The organism is Pedobacter sp. FW305-3-2-15-E-R2A2 (assembly GCF_038446955.1).
Lineage (GTDB): Bacteria > Bacteroidota > Bacteroidia > Sphingobacteriales > Sphingobacteriaceae > Pedobacter.
This window is the reverse complement of sequence record NZ_CP151803.1, coordinates 44,429-69,811: the sequence shown is the minus strand read 5'-3', so window position 1 is coordinate 69,811 and position 25,383 is coordinate 44,429. Positions and strand designations below refer to the sequence as shown.

The 25,383-nt window shown below is 38.4% G+C and carries 23 protein-coding genes and 1 tRNA gene; 6 read left to right on the top strand and 18 right to left on the bottom strand.

Going from position 1 to position 25,383, the window contains the following annotated elements; translation table 11 throughout:
* Positions 1-23 precede the first annotated feature (23 nt).
* The 4 genes from AAFF35_RS00275 to AAFF35_RS00260 all read right to left on the bottom strand — a co-directional run bounded on the left by AAFF35_RS00275 (position 24) and on the right by AAFF35_RS00260 (position 4,561).
* A complete protein-coding gene (locus AAFF35_RS00275; protein WP_342330350.1) occupies positions 24-2,753 on the bottom strand; it encodes a hypothetical protein in 2,730 nt (909 codons plus the stop codon).
* A gap of 84 nt (positions 2,754-2,837) precedes the next feature.
* Positions 2,838-3,368 (bottom strand): hypothetical protein, encoded by a 531-nt coding sequence (locus AAFF35_RS00270; RefSeq protein WP_342330349.1) that lies wholly within the window; start codon positions 3,366-3,368, stop codon positions 2,838-2,840.
* A 181-nt stretch (positions 3,369-3,549) separates the two neighbouring features.
* The gene (locus AAFF35_RS00265) at positions 3,550-4,038 is read right to left on the bottom strand and encodes a hypothetical protein (protein WP_342330348.1); all 489 of its coding nucleotides are present in this window, start codon (positions 4,036-4,038) and stop codon (positions 3,550-3,552) included.
* Between the two features lies 1 nt (position 4,039).
* On the bottom strand, positions 4,040-4,561 hold the full coding sequence (locus tag AAFF35_RS00260) for a hypothetical protein (RefSeq protein ID WP_342330347.1): 522 nt from the start codon (positions 4,559-4,561) through the stop codon (positions 4,040-4,042).
* A 107-nt stretch (positions 4,562-4,668) separates the two neighbouring features.
* On the opposite strand from AAFF35_RS00260, the gene AAFF35_RS00255 reads away from it, so the two are divergent.
* Positions 4,669-5,481 (top strand): hypothetical protein, encoded by an 813-nt coding sequence (locus AAFF35_RS00255; protein ID WP_342330346.1) that lies wholly within the window; start codon positions 4,669-4,671, stop codon positions 5,479-5,481.
* A 1-nt stretch (position 5,482) separates the two neighbouring features.
* On the opposite strand, the gene AAFF35_RS00250 is transcribed toward AAFF35_RS00255, so the two are convergent.
* Complete coding sequence (locus AAFF35_RS00250) at positions 5,483-7,828, bottom strand: patatin-like phospholipase family protein (RefSeq protein ID WP_342330345.1); 2,346 nt, start codon at positions 7,826-7,828, stop codon at positions 5,483-5,485.
* 279 nt (positions 7,829-8,107) lie between these two features.
* On the opposite strand from AAFF35_RS00250, the gene AAFF35_RS00245 reads away from it, so the two are divergent.
* The 5 genes from AAFF35_RS00245 (at position 8,108) to AAFF35_RS00225 (ending at position 11,968) form a co-directional block, all read left to right on the top strand.
* Entirely contained in the window at positions 8,108-8,902 is a 795-nt protein-coding gene (locus tag AAFF35_RS00245; RefSeq protein WP_342330344.1) for an endonuclease/exonuclease/phosphatase family protein, read from the top strand.
* Between the two features lie 363 nt (positions 8,903-9,265).
* Positions 9,266-9,883 carry a helix-turn-helix transcriptional regulator gene (locus AAFF35_RS00240; RefSeq protein ID WP_342330343.1) on the top strand — a complete coding sequence of 206 codons (618 nt, stop codon included), beginning with the start codon at positions 9,266-9,268 and terminating at the stop codon, positions 9,881-9,883.
* A gap of 73 nt (positions 9,884-9,956) precedes the next feature.
* Positions 9,957-10,652 (top strand): hypothetical protein, encoded by a 696-nt coding sequence (locus AAFF35_RS00235; RefSeq protein ID WP_342330342.1) that lies wholly within the window; start codon positions 9,957-9,959, stop codon positions 10,650-10,652.
* 101 nt (positions 10,653-10,753) lie between these two features.
* Positions 10,754-10,826, top strand: a tRNA-Thr gene (locus AAFF35_RS00230).
* 44 nt (positions 10,827-10,870) lie between these two features.
* A complete protein-coding gene (locus AAFF35_RS00225; RefSeq protein WP_342330341.1) occupies positions 10,871-11,968 on the top strand; it encodes a DegT/DnrJ/EryC1/StrS family aminotransferase in 1,098 nt (365 codons plus the stop codon).
* An 85-nt stretch (positions 11,969-12,053) separates the two neighbouring features.
* On the opposite strand, the gene AAFF35_RS00220 is transcribed toward AAFF35_RS00225, so the two are convergent.
* From AAFF35_RS00220 to AAFF35_RS00160, 13 genes are all read right to left on the bottom strand, one after another.
* Positions 12,054-12,698, bottom strand: coding sequence for an acyltransferase (locus tag AAFF35_RS00220; protein ID WP_342330340.1), 645 nt, complete (start codon positions 12,696-12,698; stop codon positions 12,054-12,056).
* A gap of 84 nt (positions 12,699-12,782) precedes the next feature.
* Positions 12,783-14,399 (bottom strand): gliding motility protein RemB, encoded by a 1,617-nt coding sequence (locus AAFF35_RS00215; RefSeq protein ID WP_342330339.1) that lies wholly within the window; start codon positions 14,397-14,399, stop codon positions 12,783-12,785.
* A 12-nt stretch (positions 14,400-14,411) separates the two neighbouring features.
* Positions 14,412-16,370 (bottom strand): nucleoside-diphosphate sugar epimerase/dehydratase, encoded by a 1,959-nt coding sequence (locus AAFF35_RS00210; protein ID WP_342330338.1) that lies wholly within the window; start codon positions 16,368-16,370, stop codon positions 14,412-14,414.
* A gap of 188 nt (positions 16,371-16,558) precedes the next feature.
* Positions 16,559-17,500: a glycosyltransferase family 4 protein gene (locus tag AAFF35_RS00205; protein ID WP_342330337.1), complete on the bottom strand. Its 942-nt coding sequence runs from the start codon at positions 17,498-17,500 to the stop codon at positions 16,559-16,561.
* A 4-nt stretch (positions 17,501-17,504) separates the two neighbouring features.
* Positions 17,505-18,365: a glucose-1-phosphate thymidylyltransferase RfbA gene (gene rfbA, locus AAFF35_RS00200; RefSeq protein WP_342330336.1), complete on the bottom strand. Its 861-nt coding sequence runs from the start codon at positions 18,363-18,365 to the stop codon at positions 17,505-17,507.
* Positions 18,366-19,235, bottom strand: a complete 870-nt coding sequence (rfbD, locus tag AAFF35_RS00195; protein ID WP_342330335.1) for a dTDP-4-dehydrorhamnose reductase — start codon at positions 19,233-19,235, stop codon at positions 18,366-18,368.
* 2 nt (positions 19,236-19,237) lie between these two features.
* Positions 19,238-19,777: a dTDP-4-dehydrorhamnose 3,5-epimerase gene (rfbC, locus tag AAFF35_RS00190; protein WP_342330334.1), complete on the bottom strand. Its 540-nt coding sequence runs from the start codon at positions 19,775-19,777 to the stop codon at positions 19,238-19,240.
* Between the two features lie 2 nt (positions 19,778-19,779).
* Positions 19,780-20,838 (bottom strand): dTDP-glucose 4,6-dehydratase, encoded by a 1,059-nt coding sequence (gene rfbB / locus AAFF35_RS00185; RefSeq protein ID WP_342330333.1) that lies wholly within the window; start codon positions 20,836-20,838, stop codon positions 19,780-19,782.
* Positions 20,839-20,992: 154 nt separating this feature from the next.
* Positions 20,993-21,883, bottom strand: coding sequence for an NAD-dependent epimerase/dehydratase family protein (locus AAFF35_RS00180; RefSeq protein WP_342330332.1), 891 nt, complete (start codon positions 21,881-21,883; stop codon positions 20,993-20,995).
* Positions 21,880-22,872 carry a hypothetical protein gene (locus AAFF35_RS00175; protein WP_342330331.1) on the bottom strand — a complete coding sequence of 331 codons (993 nt, stop codon included), beginning with the start codon at positions 22,870-22,872 and terminating at the stop codon, positions 21,880-21,882. Before AAFF35_RS00175 ends, AAFF35_RS00180 begins: the two co-directional genes overlap by 4 nt.
* Before the next feature lie 22 nt (positions 22,873-22,894).
* Positions 22,895-23,473 carry a DapH/DapD/GlmU-related protein gene (locus AAFF35_RS00170; RefSeq protein ID WP_342330330.1) on the bottom strand — a complete coding sequence of 193 codons (579 nt, stop codon included), beginning with the start codon at positions 23,471-23,473 and terminating at the stop codon, positions 22,895-22,897.
* Positions 23,473-24,189: a glycosyltransferase family 2 protein gene (locus AAFF35_RS00165; protein ID WP_342330329.1), complete on the bottom strand. Its 717-nt coding sequence runs from the start codon at positions 24,187-24,189 to the stop codon at positions 23,473-23,475. The genes AAFF35_RS00170 and AAFF35_RS00165 overlap by 1 nt, the downstream gene beginning before the upstream one ends.
* Positions 24,161-25,363, bottom strand: coding sequence for a hypothetical protein (locus AAFF35_RS00160; protein WP_342330328.1), 1,203 nt, complete (start codon positions 25,361-25,363; stop codon positions 24,161-24,163). The genes AAFF35_RS00165 and AAFF35_RS00160 overlap by 29 nt, the downstream gene beginning before the upstream one ends.
* Positions 25,364-25,383 lie beyond the last annotated feature (20 nt).

Sequence of the window (25,383 nt, the reverse complement as noted above, 5' to 3'; positions counted from 1 at the left end):
TTAGCAACTATAAAATGGAAGATTTAATATTGTTTTCTAATATTGATTTGCCGCTTGCGTTCGCGGACTTCAAAGATGAGGTGTTCGGAATTTTTGTGCAGGAGATCGGCATTAAAAGTATCGGAAAGCAGCCTGAAATCTTCATCAAAAACATTGCTGCTGATGCGCACTTTATAAGTATCCTGAGGTAGGTTAATAAAAAACTCCCCATTCTCAGTGGTCAGGGTACTAAAGCTTTCCCCTCTTGAATTGCTGACATTGATCCTGATGTTATCAGGGCGGAAGACCAGATTGGAGCGCGGGTCCTTTTGAACATTCAATTTCCCGGAGAGGTAACGACTCTGGCTAAAAGGAATATAAACCGTCTGGGAACTGCGAACCTCATAATGCTGGCGGAAGCCATTTCTGGGCATCCATCCCTTTACGGTATTCACCCGGCTAAGGTCCACATCGTATCCCCCGGCCTTGATGTTTTTATAGCTCACCTCTCCTTTCTTATTGCTCAGAAAGTTCTGGGCCGCGATTCCCACAGCTGCATCCGGAATGGCCTCATCTCCCAGATCATAAATTCCATTGCTGTTAACATCTTTAAAAACCAGAACTTTCATCGTCACAAAGCGTTTGATTCCCAGCAGGGGCAGATTGAAGCTTTTGCGGATGCTCATGCTTATATAATCGGACCTGTTTCCTGAAATGTTCCTTACATTTTTGGAACCAAAAATACGGAAAGATACACCCCTGGTGTTCAGGTCCAGACTTAAATCTCCACGCGCCATCAATTCCGGATCAGGCAGGGAGCGGTCGTCGGTATAGTCCATTTGCAACCTGAAATGCAAAACGTCTTTAAAAAAAGATTGTTCATAATAGGGGGAGAACTGAAACCTTCTGGTAGCGTAACCATTGCTCAGATAGTTCACAAAATCAAAATAATAAGAAGGTCCATTGTCCAGTCTGACAAAGAATCCATAGTTTCGTGCAGCAAGCGTAGCATAAGCATTAAGACTGTACCCCGCCTTTGCTGAAGGATTATCCGGAGCTTCATTTCTCAATAGGCTTCCTGAAAATGAAGCCGACAGGTACTGACTAAATTCTTTGCCTGCATTAAAATTCAGCTTGTAAGACCTGACCAGGAGCAGGTCGCTGGACGACTGAACCTGATCGATCAGGGAGCTGATCAAAGTAACATATCCTTTATCAAACCTCCAGCCCGTCTTCAATCCATATTCTGCAATACGCCCTCCTAACAATTGGCTCAATACAGTACCTGTATCCAAAGCAGGATTGAGCTGCCGTTCGTTATAGTCGAACAACAGACCCAGGGATAACCGCTTAAAATGGAAGGTCAGTTCATTATTGGATTGCATTAAACCACGGTTAATTCCCGGAAAGTTGACATCGGTAGCAGTGAGGCCAAACCGTCCCGTTAAACGCGGACTGCTATAGCTATAAGCCGCAGCCAGGCTATTTCCGGTTTTTCTCAGCGGCTTGCTGAACCGGTAAAACTCTTCCCTGCTGATTCCTGCACGAAGAACGAGGTGATTGTATTTTCTCCAGCCCAACTCATAAGTACTCATATTGAGCACACTGTTGATCTTATTTTCCCGGTCAAAGCTCCCCACAGTCTGATTCTCCAGCTGCTGATTTCCCAGAAAATTAAGCTGCTGATCCAACCTGAACAACTTAGCATCACCGAGCCTGCTGTCTACCCCAAGCACCTCAGTCCGATATCCTTTTCCATTATCAAAGCCCAGACGTGCACCAAGACCATCGATCAGGAAGTCACCAAATTCAGACTGATCTCCTACAGAGATCTTCCATTTGGGGGAACTATAATTGAGGAATGCATATCTCGAAGACCCATCAGATTGTGTGCTAAAATTATCTGTCCTGTAATTGAAGCTCAGAGCACGCCCTTTATTTAAATCCAGACTTCCGTTACTATTGATATACACTGTTTTATAGGTAGTTGTAAAATTCTGGGCCACGAATTCGACGCTTAGCGGAAAGGTATACCAGCCCGAGGGATTCTCCCTGAAAAACGTTCCAAAGCTCGAAATTCTCTGCAGGAGCAATTGGTTTTGCTTTTTCTGATCGGTCACCTGAACGATCACTTCCTGACTTTTAAAATCCTCCAGAAATTTAGCGGCAATGGTAAAACTGTAAACGAGCGTGGTGTCTTTACCCGCAGCAAGTTTCACAGTGCTGTTCCTGGCTTGTAAAAGTGTGAGGGAAGTATTGATACGGACATTTAGTTCTTCTGTTGCATTTCCTTTATTACTGAGCAACAAACGGAAGCTGTTTTCCCGGCTTGCCCTTGATAAGAGCAGATTTGGATTGAGCAATGAAACGCGCCATTTTGAATTGGCACCAACCCTGGCGTAATAAGTGTAGGCGGATTTCTGCGAATACCCCGCAACATTCAAAAACAGGCGGACGCTGTAAATCGTCGCCTCTGTTTGAATAGCGGCCGCAAGCCTCAGGGGCAGAGAAAGCGTTTGATTGGGACCAAGTTCGAAGACCTTACGGTTGTCGAAAAGCAATTGCCAGCCTTCAGGAGCCTGTGCTTCAATGGTAAACTTACGAACTACCGCCGAGGTATTCCTTAAAATCACCGTATTAAAACTATAGGTATTTCCGTTTTGCTCCACCGTATCTTTCAAGAAAGTAAGGTCAATGGATTGCGCAGCAGCAGAACAACACAGAAAAGAGACAAAAGCCAGGCAAAGCAGGCCTATATAGCGAATCTTACACATAGGATTACCAGCCATTCCATCATAAGGAAAGCCCTTTTTATTTGAGGGCTTTCCTTATTAAATTATGATGATGCCGGAAATTGCTTACTGGTTGGTCATCGTATAGATTACACCCACGGTATATTCGCCTGTTTGATAAGTATATCCGGGAACAGCCTTATAATCAAGGGTAAAGTTACCAGTACCACGTGTACCCGATGCTACCGTAATTGCTGCGCCGGTACTTGGAGGCAAGGCCTGATAAGTACCACCGGTTTTACGGATCTGCAAAACAGAAGTCGGCATTGGAGAAAGGTCAGCTACATTGCTGTTGGCTGTTGGGGCATAAGTAAATTCTGGTGCATTTGCAATTGCCGTTACTTTCCACAAATGGTTGGCTTTATAGTTCACGGTATTTGCAGCGGCAAGCTCAATACCACCCGCAGCATCATAATTAGCCAGGGCGTCAAAGCTAATCGTTTGTAATGTACCTGGTGTTAAGGCAAGATCGAAGACTTCCTTGATGATAATCTTCATGTTTTGAGTACGTGTGGGTGTCGTACCTGAAGCAACTTGTGCATTTACAGTCATAAATGTTGCACAAAAAATTGCAACAATTAGTAAATTTTTTTTCATTGGATAATTTAGCTTGTTGGTTAATATGTCAACACAAAGACAAACCACATGCCATTAAAATAGGTATTACTACCTATAAATGGGGAGAAAATCGTAGAAAAACAACACCACGCTTTTCCCAAAATGGGGAATTTTGAGAAACTTATTCCACACGAAAATGTAACAAGTTTGAGTTAATGTACTATTGTTGTGACACAGTGAAATAAAAATCACCAAGGTATTCCTGGGTTTCATACTGATAGCCAGGAAGTGCCCTCAGGTCAAAGACAATGGTATATAATCCCTTATTGTTCTGAACAAAAAAAGGGGCATTGTTTTGGACCGGAGTATAGGTCGAAGCGGTAGCCGCCTTAATGCTAATCACGCTTGCAGGCATCGGTGTAGCGGTAATCTGGGGAGACAGCGTATTGTTTCCCAGCGTCAGTGTCAACTTCCAGGGCACATTGGCCTTTACCGTTGCCGTGATCATTCCGGGCTTGGTGATCCCATTTTCATAGTCCGCCAAAGCAGAGAAATCAAAGACTGAGCTCGTACTGCTTAAAGAAACATCCAGCACCTGATATAACTGCACCGTACGACTTCTGGTTACATAACGCTGAGCCATACCTACCAAAGGGATAAATGCCATAAGCCATCCAATAAAAAGAATCGTTCTAATGAAATTTTTCATATTAATAATGACACAGTCTATAGTGAAACTTAAGTGTATAATTACCAGGCGACTGGGTATAAGTATTCATTCCAGATAGTTTCACCGTCAGGTCGAACACATCGCCCGCGCTATTCGTTGCACTTGTGCGTTGTACAAACTGCTGATAAGCTCCGGAAAGCGTCACATTGCTTACCGTGATGCTATTCTGGGGGTTGGTTCCTACCAGCGCAGGCTGGACCTGAAAATTGGTTAATGGAATCGCTGTAGAAGGGCTCCCTGCCAGGGACAGCTCGGCAGCGATATACACCCTGTATTTAGAATCTCTGGACAAAACATTGAGTCTGATGTTATTGGAATAGGTCTGCATCGTTTCAAAACTATTGAGCGTACCCAGGGTAAAGTTCAGTGTTCCTTCAGAAACAACTGTCAGCTTATTTCTGGCTTCCGTTCCCAGCGCATTACAGGGAGAAGGTGCAGCGGGCTGGGCATTCGCCCGGATAAAGAAGCCAAAAAACAATAGAGACAGGTATAAATATTTCATAAAATAAAGCAGCACTATTCCTTAAGGGATGCAAAAATCGACCCAAAACAAAAACTGCATTATTATTGCAACACCTGCAAAGATCATCCGGACACCACATTCAATTTATGAAAGCTATCTTATTCTCTTTCGCTTTAATATCAGGCTTACTGACCTGCCCTTTTATGACCAGTGCACAGCGGGTCAACATCAATCCAACCTTACTCAGCTTCAATGCCGCAGCCGGAGAGAGTTCCTCACAAACCATTACCATCGTAAACATCTCAAATGAAAAGCAAGTATTTCAGCTATCTCTGGGAGACTGGTTAAGAGACAGCCTGGGCAATCACCAGTACCTGAAAGCGGGAACACTAAGCCGCTCCTGTGCCAACTGGATCAAACTGGATAATTCATTTATAGAAATAGAACCCAGGGCATCGAAAGAGGTTCGGGTTACACTAAATGCCCCAACAGATACCTTAATGATTAAGGAAATGAAATGGGCCATGCTATTTGTTCAAAATGTGAAGGAGCAGGAAAACAGTAAGAAGAAAAAAGGAAAGGTAAATGCCGTGATCAATGAAATCTTTCGGTTTGGCATTCACCTTTATCAGGTCCCTCCCGGAATTCACAACTATGAAGCGAAGGCCATTGCCCTTCGTCCGGATAAATCCATAAAAGGCAGTTATCACTTTTTTGTCAGAAACACCGGAAATTTAATGCTGCAATGCCAGGCCCGTCTGGAGTTAACCAATATGGAGACTGGCGAAGAAACCAAACTGGAGCGCATTGAGTTTCCCATTTTCCCGGACGCAAACAGAACCATCCCTCTTGCTATTCCTGCCAACCTCAAAAAAGGCCGCTATTCGGCCTTGGCCATACTGGAGTATCATGACGATATGCCACTGGAAGCTATAGAAACGACGATAGAAATCAAATAAATTAAAACTTAAATCCGATAGACAAATACATTCTCCATGGGTTGCGGTCAAAGCCATTGGTTTTAGCTACGGAAAAATTAATGGGGCCAACGAAAGACATATAGCCTAGTTTAGCGCCGTATCCGAAGAGGTAGTCGTCATTAAAAGCTACATTAAAAGGATTCCAACCTCTATTTTCCCAACCTACATTTACCTGTGGAGTCAGGTACAAATTGCCCCTGATGTTGTATTGCAATGCGAAACCAAAGGTTGTCAAACTAGCCAGGCCCAGCTCTGCCCGCTTTAATCCGATAAAATTACTCTGCGCGATGTCTTGTCTGGCGTCTATTCCTCCCATGCTAAATTTTGCACTTTCATACATATAGGACGAATCAATTCCGTATTTATCCGAATAATTGAATCCCCAGGATGCCGAGGCATTTAAAGAAATTCTTCTGTTGATGCGCTTCACAAAAGTCTCGCTGAGGAAGAACCTGGTAATGTTTCCGGGAAGGCCATCCATAGGATTTAAATATTGATAAATCAGCTGCCCTTTCTCATCGTCAGGGTCCGGCACTTTAGTGCTGAGCCTGTTATTTACAAGATATTTTGCCTGAATCGTTAGTGAATTTCCACGCTTTGGAAAATACGGATGATCTAAAGTATTCTGTTTGAAGAGCAACGTGAAGGCTTCATTGCTATGTTTATAAAGTGTCCGAACGTCATTTCCCTCTCCAAAAAATCTTTTAAAAAGATTGGGGCCTCTCTTAATCGCCTCATTTTCATTACTCAGGCTTAAGGAAAGATAGCTGGAGCGCCCCAGGCTGTATCCAAGAGACAGCTCGGTGTTCATCGTATTGTTAAAATAGTTCTCATCGGAAATCAGCTTGTACAAAATAGAATTATTCTGCAGGGCCTGATAGTTAAACGAAGCTTTAAACCACAACCTATTGTTTTCGCTAATGAATTTATAATAGTCGAACCGGGCTTTGAATCGCTCTGAAAGGTCGACCGACGCCAGCAACCTCGACTTACTTAAAAAGATATTGCGGTAGGTATAATTGACAATCAAGCCGGCAGATTGTTCCGTATCATAATGAACTGCAGCTTTAAACACTCCCGGTTTCCCCTGTTTCAGGCGGACATTCATGGTCAATCCACTATCTCCTTTATTCTCAAAAGTATAATATACCTTATCAAAAAACTGTGTACCATAGATATCTGCCACACCGTCGTTCACTGCCTTTACCTTTAATTCTTTTCCAGCCTCCAGGCCCAAACGTGAGGCTGCAAATTGTTCCATTACCGGAAAATCTAAAGGTTGCCCCTTATCATTCTGATAAATGATTTTTGTGACCGGTAACCTGGGATCTTTAATCACACGTGTGGTACTTTCCTGAGGATATTTCTTCTGTTCTTCTGCAATTTTTATCAGTTGCGGCAGGTATTTTCTAGCTTCAATCTCCCCTATTTCAATGATGCGCCTGTTCTGGTAAAAATCAGCCGTAGAATAGCCGGTCAGTGCCTGAGTAAAATCAACCACCACATCAGCCATCGCTTCCTGCTTTTTCGAATCCTCTACTGATCTGAACGCATGAGTCTGGTAAATCAGTTTCATTGGGTTTTCAATTTCTTTCTCTGTAAAAAGACGAAATCCGGTATAACCACCTATGACAATATCAGCACCCATTTCTTTCACTTCCTGCACAGGGAAGTTCCGGTCTAAGCCCCCGTCCACCAGCAAACGTCCATCGATATATACCGGCGCAAAGGCGGCGGGTATGGCCAATGTTGCGCGAATGGCCATCGGTAAAGAGCCTGCATGCTGCAAGACCAATCCCCCATTTACAATATCTGAGGAAGTAATGGTAATGGGGATCGGTAATTTATTAAAATCGTTAATGTGTTTTGCCGGATAAGTAAGGGTATTGAGCACTTCCGAAATATATTGTCCTTCAATTAAAGCGCCCGGTAATCTTGGTCTCCCTCCCGTTACCGGAAACTCGATCATATAATTATCATACTCATCTTTTTCTTCAATATTGATCTGATTTAAAGGAACCTTATTACTCAGCACCCTGCGCCAGTTGATGCTCAATGCAATCTTTTTTAGCGTATCTGGTGTGTAGCCCATGGCATAAAGTCCGCCGAAGATCCCACCCGCACTGGTACCTGAAATATAATCTATTTTTATTCCCAGAGAATCAACCAGCTTTAATAAACCGATATGCGCCATCCCCTTAGCTCCCCCACCACTGAGTGCCAGGCCGACCTTTGGACGGTTCCCCAGCTTAGGGCTTGTTTGAGAAAAAGAAACACTGCTTAACCATAAACAGAAGCAGATCACCAACGATAAACCGCGAGTCATTGTTTGTAACATGGGGATGTTCATTATCATGAATCAATATTCCGTCATCCTAAATTTATTTAAGGATTTCTAAATATCCGAATTTTAATATTGAAATTGATATCGATTAATAATCTACATGACAATCCTTAGCTATTTCATCCAATAAATGACCCGAAGATAGGCGGGATGACTCAGTTCTTGCCCGAATTGACTGCGCAAACGTTTGATATCTATGGGAAAGCAGCTGCCAAATTCCAAAATAAAGCATTAATTTTAAACATAGAAATCCAGCATTTTATGAAACGATATTTCCCATTTTCAGGTACCCTTTGCTTTCTTTTTATGTACGCATTCAGCACAGTTGCACAACCCGGAACAAAAACATTAAAAGTGATGACTTATAACATTCATCATGGAAATCCACCTGCGCAAAGCGGGGTAATTGATTTGAAAGCCATTGCTGATGTCATCAACAATCAGGCGCCAGATCTTGTGGCCCTCCAGGAACTGGATGTGCTGACCCGTAGAGCAAATGGGGTTGACGAGGTAAAAGAACTCGCAGCGTTAACAGGAATGCATCCTTTCTTCTCCAAAGGGATAGATTTTGACGGGGGCGAATATGGCGTGGCCATTCTTTCCAGGTTTAAGATCAACCATACAGAACGTTTCCCCCTACCTTCTAAAGAAGGACTGCCTGCCGAGGCCCGCAGCCTGGCCGTCGTGAATGTAAACCTGCCCAGTGGACAGCGGTTAGATTTCGCCTGTACACACCTTGACTTAAAAGAAGAACATCGCTTACTTCAGGTTGCAGAGATCAACAAGATTCTAGGTTCAAGAAAAGGAACCGTTATCCTTGCCGGGGATTTTAACTTTGAGGCTACAAATCCGGCAATGGCAATATTGGAGCAACATTTCAACCGGAGTTGCAGAGAGAATTGCGATCCCACCATTCCGGAGGTTAACCCAAAAGAAGAGATAGACTTCATTCTATTAAAAAAAGGTAGTCCCCTTAAAGTAGTTTCCCATCAGGTACTCAAAAACATCATTGCTTCAGACCATCTTCCTGTTGTAGTCAGCTATATCCTTCCTTAACGATCATTCTCCTTATTGATATAAATGAAAAGACCGGCAAAATTGCCGGTCTTTTCATTTATAAGAAAAAAGTACTTTCAAAACACAATTTTAAATCTCCCTTTAATTACCACTCAGGATCGATTATCTCCAAATCATGTCGACAAAACCCTGAATTAAAGGATATTAACTAATATATAAAAAATATTAGTCTTTAGTTTCCGTATCTTGTTGTTATAATTCTCAGGAATTTACCAATTATTAATTTCCATTTCAGGTAGCACCCTCTAAAAGATTGGTTTACAGCACCAGTACGGCTTCTTTTTTTCAATTACACCAATATCTCAACTGAAAATAGTCTTTACAAAGGCTATTTCTTGCGCAATGGCCAAAAAAGATAAAAAGTGGCACCCTTCAACGGTAAAAGCTGCTGATTTAGAGACGATCAATAAAGTCAAAGAAGCCCGCGAAAAACAAGAGATTTCCCATAGGACACTTGAAAATAAAGCGGGAATTGCCGAAGGTTATATTTCAAATGCCGAGAACCCACGATTAACGGCTAAGTATACCTTGGGGCATCTGAATAAAATCGTCAAAGCCATTAATCAAACCGTAAAGGATAAATCTCAGCTGTCTGGAAAAAAACCTGACAAAGGAAAAAATAAAACCCTGCTGAACCTCCATGACCTTGTTCCTGAAAAGCCAATTCTTTCGAGGAAAAAGACAATTAAAGTCATCAACCCAAGCGTAAAAGAAATCGGGCCAAAGAATGCTATTCTCACACTAATTACCACAGGATTTTTTGATAGGGGATTGGTAAATCTGGATGAAATTGAAGCCAACTGTATCCGGTTATTTGGAAAAAGCTTCATTCGTAAATCACTTAGTCACCGGTTAAACCTGCTTTCTGATGAAGGGATTCTCATCAGACATAAAACCGGAGAACCAGATACCTACCATTACAAAAAAAACAACACTGAAGAACATCCGTCTCAAGAATAAAACCCGCTAAGTTACGCCCCAGATTTTACTATTTACGAAATAGTCCGCATATTTAAGGAAATTTAAATTAAATATGCAGACCGTACTCATCTACAATGTTTACGCCATAGATCTGGAGATCATTTATAACGTCTGGAGACGAAGAATCGCAAGGGGTTTTTGGATTGCAGATATGGCCTTTCTGATGGATGAGGTTCCGCTGTACCTGAAAGAAATAGAAAATCCAACATTAAAGATTACTTCCCGAACGGTATTTAAAGATCCTGAAACAGGAATTTACACACTCCCGCAGCGAAGTATATCCGTATATGACCTGGATCAGATCAATTTCATACGTCATATTTTCTATGACCAGCCTTTGTGGAGGCTATTGCCAGCAAAAGCGCTCATTGAGGACGAGATTACAGTTAAGGTGACACATTCCGTTGTTAAAGGAAAACAACAGCTCCTGATTGAGAAGGTAGGCCTTTATGGCGAACTGAAAAAGTTATACCTGCTGGATGAATCGAAGATTCCCAAAAACGTAGTGAAATTTATGATTGATACAGAACGGGTAAAAGCCCTATTGCTATTAATGATCAATACATCGTATTTTGACCTGCCAAAACTAGCCGTAGAAATTTACAGGGATTTTATAGCGTTGCATAAGATTACCCCCCAGCCCGTCATACTTGAAGAAGCACTCCGTTTTTATACCTCCAGGCATAAAGGACCGAGGTTAAAAAAGTTAAAAGCAAAAGGAGAATACACCACATTTGGGAAAGGTTAAATTATTTTAAAAAATAATTTGCCAGAAAACAATATTTTTCTACTTTTGTGGCCTCACCAGAGCATCAGGCGATATTTATCGCATTTGATGTCATAATAAAAGCCTTCTTAGCTCAGCTGGTAGAGCAACTGACTTGTAATCAGTAGGTCATTGGTTCGATCCCGATAGAAGGCTCTTTATTTCTCCTCCCACAGCATTCGATCCGAAAGACTATCTTTATGAGCCTTATGAAAATTCCTTATGAAAATTTAAAAACATTAAACCGTTCTTTTGAAGATGAGCTTAAAAAGCGGTTTTCAGATTTTCTAGATAAAGGATGGTATATACTTGGAGATGAAGTCTCTATGTTTGAAAAAGAATTTGCTGATTTTCACCAGGAACAATTTGTAGTGGGAGTAGCCAACGGTCTTGATGCACTTATACTTTCGTTGAAATGCTGTAACTTTCAGGATGGGGATGAAGTTATTGTTCCATCCAACACTTATATAGCCACCATTCTTGCCATATTGCATTGCAACCTTGTTCCGGTGTTTGTTGAACCCGACATCTGTACTTACAATATTGATCCAAAAAAAATAGAGGCTGCAATTACAAAGAAAACCGTCGCTATTATGCCTGTCCACCTCTACGGACAATGTTGCGACATGAATCCAATCCTTCTTATTGCCAGAAGCCATAATTTAAAGATCATAGAAGATTGTGCCCAGGCACACGGAGCAACTTACAAAGGAAAGATGGCCGGCACTTTTGGAGATTTCGGCGCTTTTAGTTTTTACCCAACTAAAAATCTCGGTGCATTAGGCGATGCAGGGGCAATTATTTGTAAGTCCAGTCAAGATTATGAGAAGCTTCGTCAACTTAGAAACTATGGTTCTGAAAAGAAATACCACAATGGAATCATAGGGTTTAATTCCAGGTTGGATGAAATTCAGGCTTCATTTTTAAGAATCAAGCTGCCATATCTTAACAGAATTAATGAGCATAAGCAAAAGCTAGCGATGATCTATCTTGAAAACCTGGATAAATCCTACATCAAACCAGTAGTTGCTGAAGATTTTGGGAATGTTTATCATATATTCAATATAAGACATTCCGAACGGGATAGAATTAAGGCGTATCTACAAGATGCAGGAATTGGAACAGAAATCCATTACCCGGTAGCTCCTCATAAACAGGAAGCGCTTAAAACCATGAATAATTTGCATTTTCCGATCTCTTCTGAAATTCATGCGACCACTTTAAGTCTGCCTTGTTCGTTTGCTCATGATCCGGAACAGATATACCGGGTGGTTGATGTGTTAAATAAGTTTGTTTAGGTAGAAGATCAGTAAGCCTCCAATATGATACATGTTGACATAAGTGCCAGATCATTATAAGCTTGGGTTTACAAAATAAACAATATTAAACATCCTCTTGGGTGAGGAATGTTCCATCAAAGTTGGTTTTTTTCCATCGTCGGGTTTCGACGCAATATCTCTTCACTATCTTAGCCGGAGCTCCAGCAAGGACAGCATAGTCGGGATAAACTCCGCTCATAACAACAGAATTCGCAGAAACGATTGAGTTTCTACCCAATGTTACACCTGGTAGAATAATTGAATTATTATAAATATTACACAATTCCCCAATAGTAACATTTGAAATCTCCAAATATTGTTTACTAGGTGGAGTATCTATATCAAGGTATGGATGAATAATATCTGTTATTGTAACATTTGCGGCAATAGCAGTACCCTTTTTAATTATAACTTGTCCTGCGCAGGTCAGGTGCAAATTTTGTTGTATTGATACATCATTCCCAATCTCAATTGACGGATTAAATTTCTGTTCTAAATAATCTGAAACACCCTCGATACGTAAATTTGGCCACAAATAAACGCCATTACCAATCTTAATATGTTCACAGGTCATTAATAAAGGAGATTCAATTATTACTTTTGATCCTAATTCAACCAGCAAAGATTTATAATACGTATTTGTAACAACTCGCCTATAATAAATATATAATTTTCTGTTGAACTTAGCTATTTTGTTAAAAATATTCATTCCAATTGGTATTATGCGATATTAACTATTTAAATGATATAGTATAAAAAGATACTGCATCCTTAAAGTAAGGCGATGTAGTCGCTAAAGATCCTGATATAAGTTTCTAAAAGTACTACGTAACCCAAAAGTGATTAATCCGGTATTTTTAGTCGTTATATTGCTTTCTCTACGATATACCCCACCCAATTCGAGACGAAGATTATATTTTGGATTCAGGAGGTAGGAAACACGGCCTTCGGCAAAATATAAATTAGTTTTAAGCCCTTGTCCAATGCTATTTCCATAATTAGAAACCCGGCTATCATATGGTTTAAAAATATCCTGTCCATAATTAGTTCCCTCGGGATCCAGACCGTACCTGGCATACATTAGTTGTCCTTGAAAATCAAATCTCCTATAGGTATAGTTCATAATACCTAAAACTTCTCTAAAATTAGCTCCAAGAGGGTGAGCTAAAGGTTGATTCATTGCCGCATAATTAGATACCCGATCAAAATGAGCATAAGTGTATGGTCTTGCCGTATTAAATTCGGCAAGGTAGTTTAAACCTTCAACTTTAAAGAGGTCAGACCCTCTGAAACCGATTTGTAAAGCCCATTTGTTCGCCCAATATCCTTTATTACCAAAAAACTCTTTTGCAGTAAATTCATCAATCATGAATTGTCCATAAACAGTGGTCTTATCCAGTACCTCATATTTGGCATTTAAACCTAAACGCATTTTATCTGGAGAAGTCGTATTCGCGCCTTCAACTGAGCGAAGGAATATAAAAGGATGAACATAATTAAAGTCGAAACCTCTTTTCCCTTCCACTTCTGCATCAGCCCAGGTTACCGCTTGAAAAAACCCCAGTGATAAGCGGTTGGTAACATTCCAATCAAGATAGTGCATTGCAGCCCATTTTCCACGATCACCAAGACGTCGATCAGTGGTTAATTTTGTAGCACCAGGGTCTAACATGTAACCAAATATGGTTTGATACTGCACATTTCCTAAGGTCGCTCTAACCCTTAGGAAAGAATAATTAGCGGCTACGTCAGAGAGCAGCATTGAGCGATAGCCGTCGCCTATAAAGTTCTTATCATATCCCAAAGCAACATTAAGATGCTTGTTTGGTGTAAATGAGAGTAAGGCCGTAACATAAGACCAGTCCTTAGTATCTTTACTTAGTTTCCCTGTCATTTGACTGGGAACAACCTGATTCTTATTAATAAAATCGTTTAGATAATTCGCAAAAACGCCTTGGTTTTCGAATCCATTCATGTAAAACGAAAACTGCTTACCAACTTTTCCTCCAACCTGAAAACCTCTTGTATTCAGCCAGGTAGTTTTGCTTTCATTGAATTCACGTCCAATCTGAAAATCAGGCAAAAAATCACCATATACCTCGTAATCGTCTCCTTTGAAATTGAATAAATGTTCTTCAGTGATCTTTCGTCTTACCCAAGAGCGTTTGTTCAGAGAATCTGTCCCCATTTGCATTAGCCCATCAAAACGACGAACCAATAATGAATCATCCGAATAAAAGCCTTTAATCGAAGAGTGAGAACGGCTATTAATGTCGTAAACAGACTTATTGAGTTTCTGATAAAACTGATAAGAATATGGAATGTTAACATTGGGTGTTTGAGCCGTTGCAGTAGAGCATGCAAAAACGAGGGCTCCTATCCAGAAGCAGTGTTTTATTTTAGAATTCATGGAGATCTTTATCTATTTATGCTCGTCAGGTACTTCCTGAGCGTACACATCTAATTCTTCGAATATAGAATTTTTACTTTTAAATTCAGGTACAATGGCTTTCATCTTCTGAACCACTTTGGTTACATTATCAGATAATGCATATTTAAAAAGCTCTACCAATTGATCCTGTACGTCACCAAAATTATATTCCCTCACCTTTCCAATCATAATTTTTTCATGATGCGTCGGCATGGTGTTTTCGTTATCATTTAAAAGTTCTTCGAATAGCTTTTCACCAGGACGTAAACCTGAATAAGCAATTTTAATATCTTGATTTGGGACTAATCCAGCAAGTCGGATCATCTTCTTTGCCAATTCAACGATTTTTACTGATTTCCCCATATCAAATATAAAAATTTCACCACCTTTTCCCATACAACCTGCTTCGAGAACTAGACGACAAGCCTCCGGTATGGTCATAAAGTAACGGGTAATTTCAGGATGAGTTACCGTAACCGGGCCACCCTTTTCGATCTGCTGTTTAAACCTTGGAATCACCGAACCATTGGATCCCAATACATTCCCAAATCTTGTAGTAATAAATTTAGTAATTGGCTTTACCCGAAGGTCATTTATATAGCTTAGTCCATTACTAAAGATGTGTTCATTATTGTGTAGTGAATTATTTAGTGACTGTACATAAATTTCGGCAATTCTTTTAGAGGCACCCATCACATTGGTGGGATTTACAGCCTTATCTGTAGAAATCATCACAAATTTCTGGACACCATGTTTCACCGATTTATCGGCAATAGTTTTGGTTCCAAGTACATTTGTTTTGATCGCTTCTGCAGGATTATCTTCCATTAAAGGCACATGCTTATATGCAGCAGCATGATATACGTAGTGAGGCTTATAGGTTTCAAATAAAAACTCCATCCTTTTTTCGTCTTTTACATCACCTATGAAAGCATGAAAATTAGTGTTTACATGAGTTTCTTCTAATTCCAGATAGATGTTATGCAACGCAGTTTCACTTTGATCACATAATATAATCAGGCCTGTCTCAAATTTTAAAAGTTGCCTTACAATTTCACTTCCGATTGAACCGGCAGCTCCGGTGATTAAGATTCTTTTGTCTTTCAGTTGTTCCTGAATCCCATTAATGTCAATCTGGATAGTTTTTCTGTTTAAAAGATCCTCAATATTAAGATTCTGAATTTGTGCAGTGGTTACTTGGCCACGTGCCCATACCTCTGGCGATGGGATGTTCAGAATTTTCACATCGTTTTCCAGACACACATCAACCACCTGATTCTTGCGGTCTGAAGGGATAGTATAGGAAGCAAAGATAATTTCTTCCACCTCGTGCTGTATAATCAAGGTTTCTAACTGCGCGGCATCTAATATCTTAACTCCATCAATCGTCTTACCAACCTTTCGTAAGTCATCATCAACAAATGCAATAATGGTCTTGTTCACCTTAGCATCGTGGTCAAAAGTCCGTTTTGTTGCGACCCCGGCTTCTCCCGCACCATAGATGATCACCCTCAATTTGTCTAATTTGGAATTCTTTAAGTACATAAAAAAGTACTTGACCACTATTCTATAAGTAATCAGGAATAAAAAACTAATAAGAGAATAAATAATAATGGAAACATTGCTGACAAAAGCGCCTGCTCCTGAGATAATAAACAATGCATTGGTGAAAAATAAAACCAAGCAGCTTAGAACAACTGAGAATAAAATACGGAAAGAATCCTGAGCACTGGTGTAACGGACAATACCGGCAAAAGTTTTCACATTGTAAAACACCAAAGCATTTATCACAACGGAAATTACTATAGACTTATATAGTGTTAGGGGATCTATATTAGCTATAATAAAATTATTCTTTAAGACTTTAGCCAAGACCAATGCAACTATACAGAGACACACATCGATCGTGAATATAATCCACCGGGAAACTATTTCTAATCTAGCAAACATAGCTTGTTTTTAGTAATGTCAAAATTAACAATAATTAAACCAAAAATTAATCCCTATTTGTTGGTATATTAAAAGACTTGTAATTTCTTCATCCTAATTCCAGAATGAAGAACATCTTTTTTAAAAAATCGGTTGTTCTCATTAAGGACTCCCACTAAATACATCGAGTAATTTTTCACCATAATTTGTTATTTCTTAGTCATTATACGAGGTTTAATTATTACATACGCTCCAACCAGGGGCAATATGATCACCAAAAACATCGATACAAAATTGAGAGGTAAAAATATAATAGCAACAATAATGCCTAATTGTATTGAAGCGTACATGGTGGACACCAGCAAGTGTGACCATTTTTGTTCGTTAGCCAGAATTTGGTAGAAATGTAGGCGATGCGCATCAAAAATATTTTGTTTTAACCCTAACCGATGAATAATCGTTAGCACCGTGTCAACCCCATAAACGCCCAGGAATAAGATATACAAATAATTTCCTGAAATGATGATTAATTTTAGTAGCAGAAAAATAATCCAAAAAGCGACTGTAACGCTTCCAACATCTCCAGCAAAGCATTTCGCTCTTTTTCTAAAATTGAAAAAGAGAAAAACGATAGCAGCCAGCATAGGCAACCAGATCATATCGGGCTCAATAAATTTGATAACGTAATAATTAACATATTGAATGCCCCCCAGGACTACAAGGCTATAAAGACCTGTAATTCCATTAATGCCATCCATAAAATTATATGCATTAATGATTCCGATAACTATAATATAAAGTGCTACAGATATCCACCAGGAAAATTCATCAAAAGTGCCCAGAAAAAGAAACAATAAAGTAACAGCTAGCAGGTGAAACAGGATTCTGATTTTTCCAGATAAAGTAATCCTGTCATCAATAAAACTTATCGTACCTATGATGAACAAACCAAGAATAAGCATCCAGAAATCAGCATGTATAACCAGTCCTGTTAACGCAGCAAACAGAAAAATAACTCCGCCCCCCCGAATAGTTACTTCAGTATGGGAACTTCTTTCATTTGGATGGTCAATGATATTGTAATGATCCGCAATCCGAAAATATAAGATCATTACAATAAAGAAAAGAGGAACCAATATCAGGTACAACATTCCCCTATTTAATCTGTTTTAATAAATAGCTTCCATAACCACTTTTAACTAATGGCAAAGCGATCTCTTTAAGTTTCTCAGCAGATATGAATCCCATTCTATAAGCAATTTCCTCAATACATCCGATTTTTAGTCCCTGACGTTCTTCAATCACCTGAACAAATTGACCAGCTTGCATCAATGAAGCAAAAGTTCCTGTATCCAACCACGCCGTACCCCGGCTTAAAACTCCGACTTTCAATTTGCCTCTTTCTAAATATTCCTTATTTACATCAGTAATTTCATACTCACCGCGAGGTGAAGGCTTAATATTTTTGGCTATTTCTACAACATCATTGTCATAAAAATATAACCCGGGAACAGCGAAAGAGGATTTAGGATTTTCCGGTTTTTCCTCTATTGAAATTACGCTATTGTCTTTATCAAATTCAACAACACCATAACGTTCAGGATCAGAAACCTGATAAGCAAATACAACGCCTCCATCCGGATTAGAACTGGATTGTAATAATTTAGCCATTCCATCACCATAGAAGATGTTATCGCCAAGTACTAACGCGACCTTATCACCACCAATAAACTCTTCTCCAATTACAAAAGCCTGAGCCAGACCGTTAGGTTCATGTTGAACAGCATACGTAAACTTACAGCCTAATGTACTGCCATCCCCAAGCAATTTTTCGAAATTTGGTAAATCGTGGGGTGTCGAAATAATTAGAATTTCATTTATTCCTGCAAGCATCAGTGTAGATAATGGATAATAAATCATTGGCTTATCATAAACCGGCATCATCTGTTTACTCATTACTAAAGTTAATGGATGCAGCCTAGTACCACTTCCACCTGCTAAAATTATTCCTTTCATTTATTGTTGATTTAGTTTTTCAATACATCTCACCAAACTGTCTCTCCAATATGGAATTGACAGATTGAATGCATTCTTAATTTTTGTTTTATCCATAACGGAGAATGCAGGGCGACTGGCTTTAGTTGGATAAGCAGATCCAGGAATTGGATTTAGCTTTATCATTATACCACTAATCTCAAAAATTCCCTTAGCAAAGTCATACCATGACGTCACCCCCTCGTTACTGAAGTGATAAGTTCCATAAAGAGCCTTATTCTGGTGTATAATACTTAGTATAGCCTCAGCAAGATCAATTGCATAAGTAGGAGTACCGACCTGATCTACAATTACACTCAATTCATCACGTTCCGAACCTAACTTGCGCATGGTTTTAACGAAATTATTTGCATACTCCGAATATAACCAGCTTGTACGCAGGATATAATGAGCTTCCAATAGCTTTGATATTTCCTGTTCTCCTTCAAGCTTGGTCTTACCATAGATATTTATTGGATTGGTAGTGTCCTCTTCATTTAAGATTTTTGGAATATTTCCTTCAAAAACAAAATCAGTAGAAACATGAATAAGTGTTGCTCCAAATTCAGCACAAAATTTGGCTAAATTGGCGGCACCATCTTTATTGATTTTTTCACATAACGTCTCCTCATCCTCAGCTTTATCTACTGCAGTATAAGCCGCACAGTTGACAACAAAATCAGGTTTCTCTTTATCAAACAATCTTTGAAGACAACCGAAATCTAAAATATTCCCTTCTATTTCATCCAAAAACAATATAGACTTCAGATTTTGCTCCTGACTTACCCTGGCTATACATTGACCTAATTGTCCGGCTCCTCCAAATACGAGGATTTTATTTTCTTTTATCATTTTTATTTTTTCGAAAAGTAGGGTAACAAAAGATCTTTATCTGCAATAATTCTCTTATCCTCTTCAATCAACCAATTTATATTTAATTCCGGAGAGGCCAAATGTATACCTCGTTCAGATTCTTTATTGTAATAATTGTCACATTTATAGAAAAATTCTGCAGTTTCACTCAATACTGCAAATCCATGCAAAAATCCCCTCGGAACATATAACTGCAATTTATTTGCTGCACTTAAACGAACAGCAACGTGCTGACCATAGGTTGGAGAGTCAGGTCTGGCATCCACTGCCACATCTAAAACCTCACCTTGTAATACCCTTACCAATTTAGCTTGGGCATGCTCACCTTGTTGAGCATGTAATCCCCTAATTACGCCGTAAGAAGAAAAAGATTGATTATCCTGTACAAAACTGCCAGACATCCCTGTTTTTTGTTCAAAACTGGAAGTATTGAAGCTTTCAAAAAAATATCCCCGTTCGTCTTCGAAGACCCTAGGCTTTATGATAACACATCCTCTTAACGCTGTTTCTTGTATTTCCATTATTAACTATTGTATTGATTTTTATAATAATCCTGGTAATTGCCGGAAGTTACATTCTCTAACCACTCTTCATTCTGCAAATACCAATCAACCGTTTTCTCTAATCCTTCTTCAAATTGTAACGAAGGAACCCAGTCTAATTCATTCTGAAGTTTAGTAGAGTCTATCGCGTAACGAAGGTCATGTCCGGCCCTATCAGTTACAAAAGTGATCAGTTTAGCAGACGCCCCTGATTCTCTACCTAATTTCTGATCCAAGATTTCGCAAAGCAAGCGAATCAAATCGATATTCTTCCATTCATTATGTCCACCGATATTATAGGTATCACCAGCTTTAGCTTTATGAAAAATCACATCAATAGCACGAGCATGATCTTCCACCCAAAGCCAGTCACGAACATTTTCCCCTTTGCCATAAACAGGTACAGGCTTATTATTTTTGATATTATTAATTGCTAATGGAATCAATTTTTCAGGAAAATGATGAGATCCATAATTATTAGAACAGTTAGAGATAACCACATCCAGTCCATAAGTGTCATGATAAGCACGGACAAAATGGTCAGAGCTTGCTTTAGATGCGGAATAAGGACTATGTGGATCATAGCTCGTTTCTTCAGTAAACATACCACTTTCACCTAAAGCACCATAGACCTCATCTGTGCTTACATGATAAAAGCGATGATTAATATAGTCTCCCTCCCATGATTTACGAGCTGCGTTCAATAAATTTACAGTGCCGATAACATTGGTCATTACAAATTCCATAGGATTACTAATAGACCTGTCTACATGAGACTCTGCTGCCAGATGTATTACAGCATAGGGTTTCTCTTTTTCAAAAAGTGCATCAATGAAAACTGCATCGGTAATATCACCTTTTTGGAAAGAATAATTAGGCGCATCCTGAATGTCTGTTAAATTTGCCAAGTTACCTGCATAAGTCAAATTATCCAGGTTTATTATCTTATAATCAGGATAATTATTTACAAATCTGCGCACAACATGAGAGCCGATAAAGCCGGCACCACCGGTTATAATTATCGTTTTACTATTTATCATTTTTATATAATTTACTTAAAATACGAGTCCTCCTATGTTAAGGACCAACCTGCTTATGCTCAACCAATTTATTTGGGATCTTAATTTGCTACCCTGTACACAAATACAGTACCATTATTTTGTTCCAAGTCTTTTTCGAAAGCTATAAAGGTATTTATTCAATTAAAAATTCTTTTAACACTGGCATTGGACTCCATTTTAATAATTCTCTTGCTTTACGATCATCAAAAGTCAAATCGGTAACAATCTTTTTAAACTTATTAGAGTTTAGAGGAGCCTTTGTACCAAGCAAATCTCCAATTTTAGCAATTAACGAAGCAATTCCATACGGAATATTCATTGGTTTAGCCTTTCCAAGCTGTTCAGCGATTTTAATAGAAAGTTCGGAAAAAGATGGATGACAGCCATCCGTTAAGTTATAAATTCCTCCTATTTTAGCAACCACAGGAATGATAAGGGCAACGTCGCTTGCAAGCACCATGCTCTTTCTAGCCGTTCCACCGGCAATATTAAAATAATAGTTCTTCTCTAGCCCCTTAATCATCGCCGCCAGATTTCCGGGAGGATTAGGCCCGGCTAACAATGGAAGTCTTAATATAGAACAGACGATTCCATGTTTTAAACACCAGTTTGAAACTATTATCTCTGCTTCAATTTTACTCTTACCATAGGCGTCAACGGCATTTAATGGAGAGTTTTCATCAATGGCATTTCCTGTATTCATACCGTAAACAGCCACGGAGCTAATAAAGACAAAAGCCTTAGGTAAGACGTCTAATTGTTCGAGGCCTTTTAACAGGTTAGCTGTACCAGTTACATTCACATCAAAAAACATTTGCCTTTCATCAGCATTCTTCGGCACAGAATGTGCTTTTCCTGCTGCATGAACTACAATTTCATATTGACCAGTAATCCTGGCAATATCCCTAGAAAGGTCAACATTAAAAGTAGAGTCAGACCGCCCCACACTTGCAGAAACAGCTGGGCCTAATTCTTTAATAATGGTCTTTCCTAAAAAGCCCGTTGCTCCTGTAAGTAATATCATTTTAAATTAAATAAGCTGGATATCCATCCTTGAATACTATACTTAAACAGCATTTCTGAAGAATATGGTTCAAATGGCTTCAAAAAGAAATCCTCTCCAATTACAGGTTTTTTTCTATCCACAACTAAAATATTAGTCTCGTTATAAAAATCATAATTCTTAATGTCTTGATTCGTGGTAATGAGTTTACGTTGAGCTCCCAGTGTTTCAAAAGTACGCATTGTCAATCCAATTTGCTGAGGATGATTAATATCCAGTATAGACATTGACTGCGACATTAAATCTGCATTATCCAAATGAGTTAAAGATTTAAAGGATACATCTTTATACTTTACCCTACTAAAGTCCTTGTCTGTCAACTTTTTCACAAAAAAAAGTAACTTACTGCTAAGAAAAAAATATGTTTTCGCAATCAGTTTATAATTTAGGTCCGATAGAATCCTTTTAACAAACTCATATCGGTCACTGTGTGCCGTACCAATAAAAAGTAAATCATACTTTGCCTTTTTTTCTACGGCCCTATATTTATCTATAAAAAAAAGGGGTCTGAATTCCAAACCATAATCTTTGACATCTTTAGGATCAAAAGTAAACTTTGAATCAAAGAAGGGGAGTAATTCAATATTCTTCTTCCTATTCCTGAACGAATCCCACATATACAAAATCAACCGCGCCTTAGAAAATGTTTTTTTTATTAAATCAATACTTTTGACGTTTATCGACTCAGGATTGACGAACAGGATATAGTCTATTTGAAGTTTTGTCCTTGATATTTCATCAATTATGCCTTCATAATAGGCATCAATCTTCCTGGAAAGAAAGTTTTTATTTACCCGAATAATTGCTTTGGAGAAAAAATCATTAGATGGACGATCATCAAACCAAATTACATTCGCTCCTAAATTTTCCAGAACAGATTTAATTTCCTTTTCATAATCGAAAAATCTCGGACAAAAGAGTATTATATTTTTACCTGATAAATCATTCATAAACGTCTTATTTTAGATTACATTACTGTTGGAGGAATGTTCCATCCGGTTTTGTTTTCTCCCAAACCCTACTTTCTGCGTTGAATCGCTTAACAATCTTCGCTGGTGCCCCCACAATAACGCAGTAATCAGGAAATACTCCCCTTACTACTGAATTCGCTCCAACTACACATTGTTTACCTAAAACTGTACCCGCCTGGATACAGGACCCCATTCCTATGTAACAATTTTCACCAATTGATGTCTCCTTAATCAAATACTCCTGCTCCATAATATGGATCCCTATTTCCTGATAATCATGGTCTATATTTGTAATGAACACATTTGCCAAAATAGTCGTTGAAGCACTAATCAGCAAATGAGAAGCGGAAGTAATATGAACATTCTGAGCGATAGCAACATTATCTTCTATATGAATTTTCCCATTGGCACCATGCGTTTCCAACCTAATATTAGGAAAGATCCTGACCCGCTGCCCAATAAAAATATTTCTTGTTCCTTTTAAGAAGGTAGGAGAGCCGATATAACCAGGAAATCCAATTTTACCAAAAAAAGGTTTATACAGAACTGCTCTTATTGCCCAAATTAATTTCGCTATCATTATCTTGTTTTAATTTCTATAATCCTAATAAACCCCAGATATAACAATTGAAACCGATACCTTATTTTATCGTAAAAGGAGAGGTCCGATTTGGATAAAGTATTGGAGGTAGTTTCACTATGCCTTCTATAATACATGCACGGAGTCTCAATAAACTTTACATTAAGACAAACTTCAGCTATAAAGCCAAACCACCAATCATGGAAAAGCAAAAGAGATTTAGGAATAGGCAGAACCTTATTTAAAACATCTCTTTTAAAGGCCAAACAACATCCCAGATAGGAACTTCTATAGAAATTTTTCAAAAACCCTTTACCAGATTTCGCCAATTTAAAGTAAGAATCAAAAATCACTTCTTTATTTTCATTGATTACCATGCAGTTAGAGACCACAAGATCATAGACTTTCAATTCATTAACAGAAAGTTCAACCTTTCCCGGCAACCATACATCATCCTGATCAGATAAGAATAAGATGTCACCTTTTGCATGATTTAAGGCATTTTCAAAATTATGAGTTACTCCTTTTTTCAGTTTGTTCAGAACAACTTTTATACGTTGGTCATCAAATTCTTCTATAATCTTTAATGTATGATCTGAAGATCCATCATCAGAAACAATGATCTCATCATGACTTCCTAATTGAACCAAAATAGAAGATAATTGCTCTTTAATATATTTTTCGCCATTATAACTGGCTATGCAGACTGAAATCATTAATTTGTTTTTTTTGTAATTCTGATAATTTTGAGAACACGACAATGGTAATTAATATCACTGTTAATCCGATCGGATTATTCATATAAGGGTTTGTTCCAGACTGTAAAATAACGAACACAACGCTTAATAAAAAAGGAAGGGCCAGCTCTTTGTATTCTTTATTTTTAATATTTAAATACATCAAAAAGATATAGGAAAACATTCCAAACCAAAAACCGAGCCCAACTAAACCCTGTTTATGAAAGATTTCCAGGAAAGACATCTCCATCCCTTTAGGTCTGATTGGCACACCGATTCCAAATCCATGCCCAATAAAAATACTCAATGGATTGATATCAGCAAAAACCTGGGCCATTTGAATATACCGGACATTGTCAGAATCAGATTTATCTCCTATTGCATTAAAAAATATTGGAGCGATTATAATCACAGAGGCGAGTCCTACTAAAAAAACTACTCCCTTTAATAGGTTATTTTTATTGATAAAAAATATGTAATACCCAGCAATTAAAGCAGTAAACAGAATAAATCCTCTGGTTAATGTAAGCAGGATTGATACAAATAAAAGTAATAAAGCCAGCTTGCTATATTTCTCTTTTGAAAAAAGAAAAAAGAAAAATCCAATACACAAATAAAGAAAGCCTTTATAAAAAAAAAGAGAGTCATTTTTAAACATCACTTCTCCTATTTCATTCTGTTTCTGATAAAAAGCATTAAAATCAATTCTTCCCAGAAACAACAATATAATCACCAAAATATAAACTCCAGCTAGAAATACAGAACCTCTTTTTATAATTAAACTAGTCCTTTTAATATCATCAATATCCTTAATTACCAAAGAAAAAAACAACAATATATAAAAAAACAGTAAAGGTTTAAGATCAGCAAGAATTAAGGATTTATCAGCGCCATTCAAAACCCCTATCAGCGCGCTAAAACCAGTTACGATAGTAAATGACATGATAATAATAGCAACATCCTTTCTGATTCTTTCCTTATTCATATAATATACGAATGAGATGGCTAATGAAAGACCAAAAAAAAGCATTCTAAAAGACAAGGGACCAAGCTCCAAATAACGCCCACCTCCCCCAATAACTAATTCATAAAGAATAGGAATAAATAGTAGCTTAAGTAAAAATAGCAGATTGAGATCACTTCGTCTTATCATTCCCTTGCAATTTGTTAATT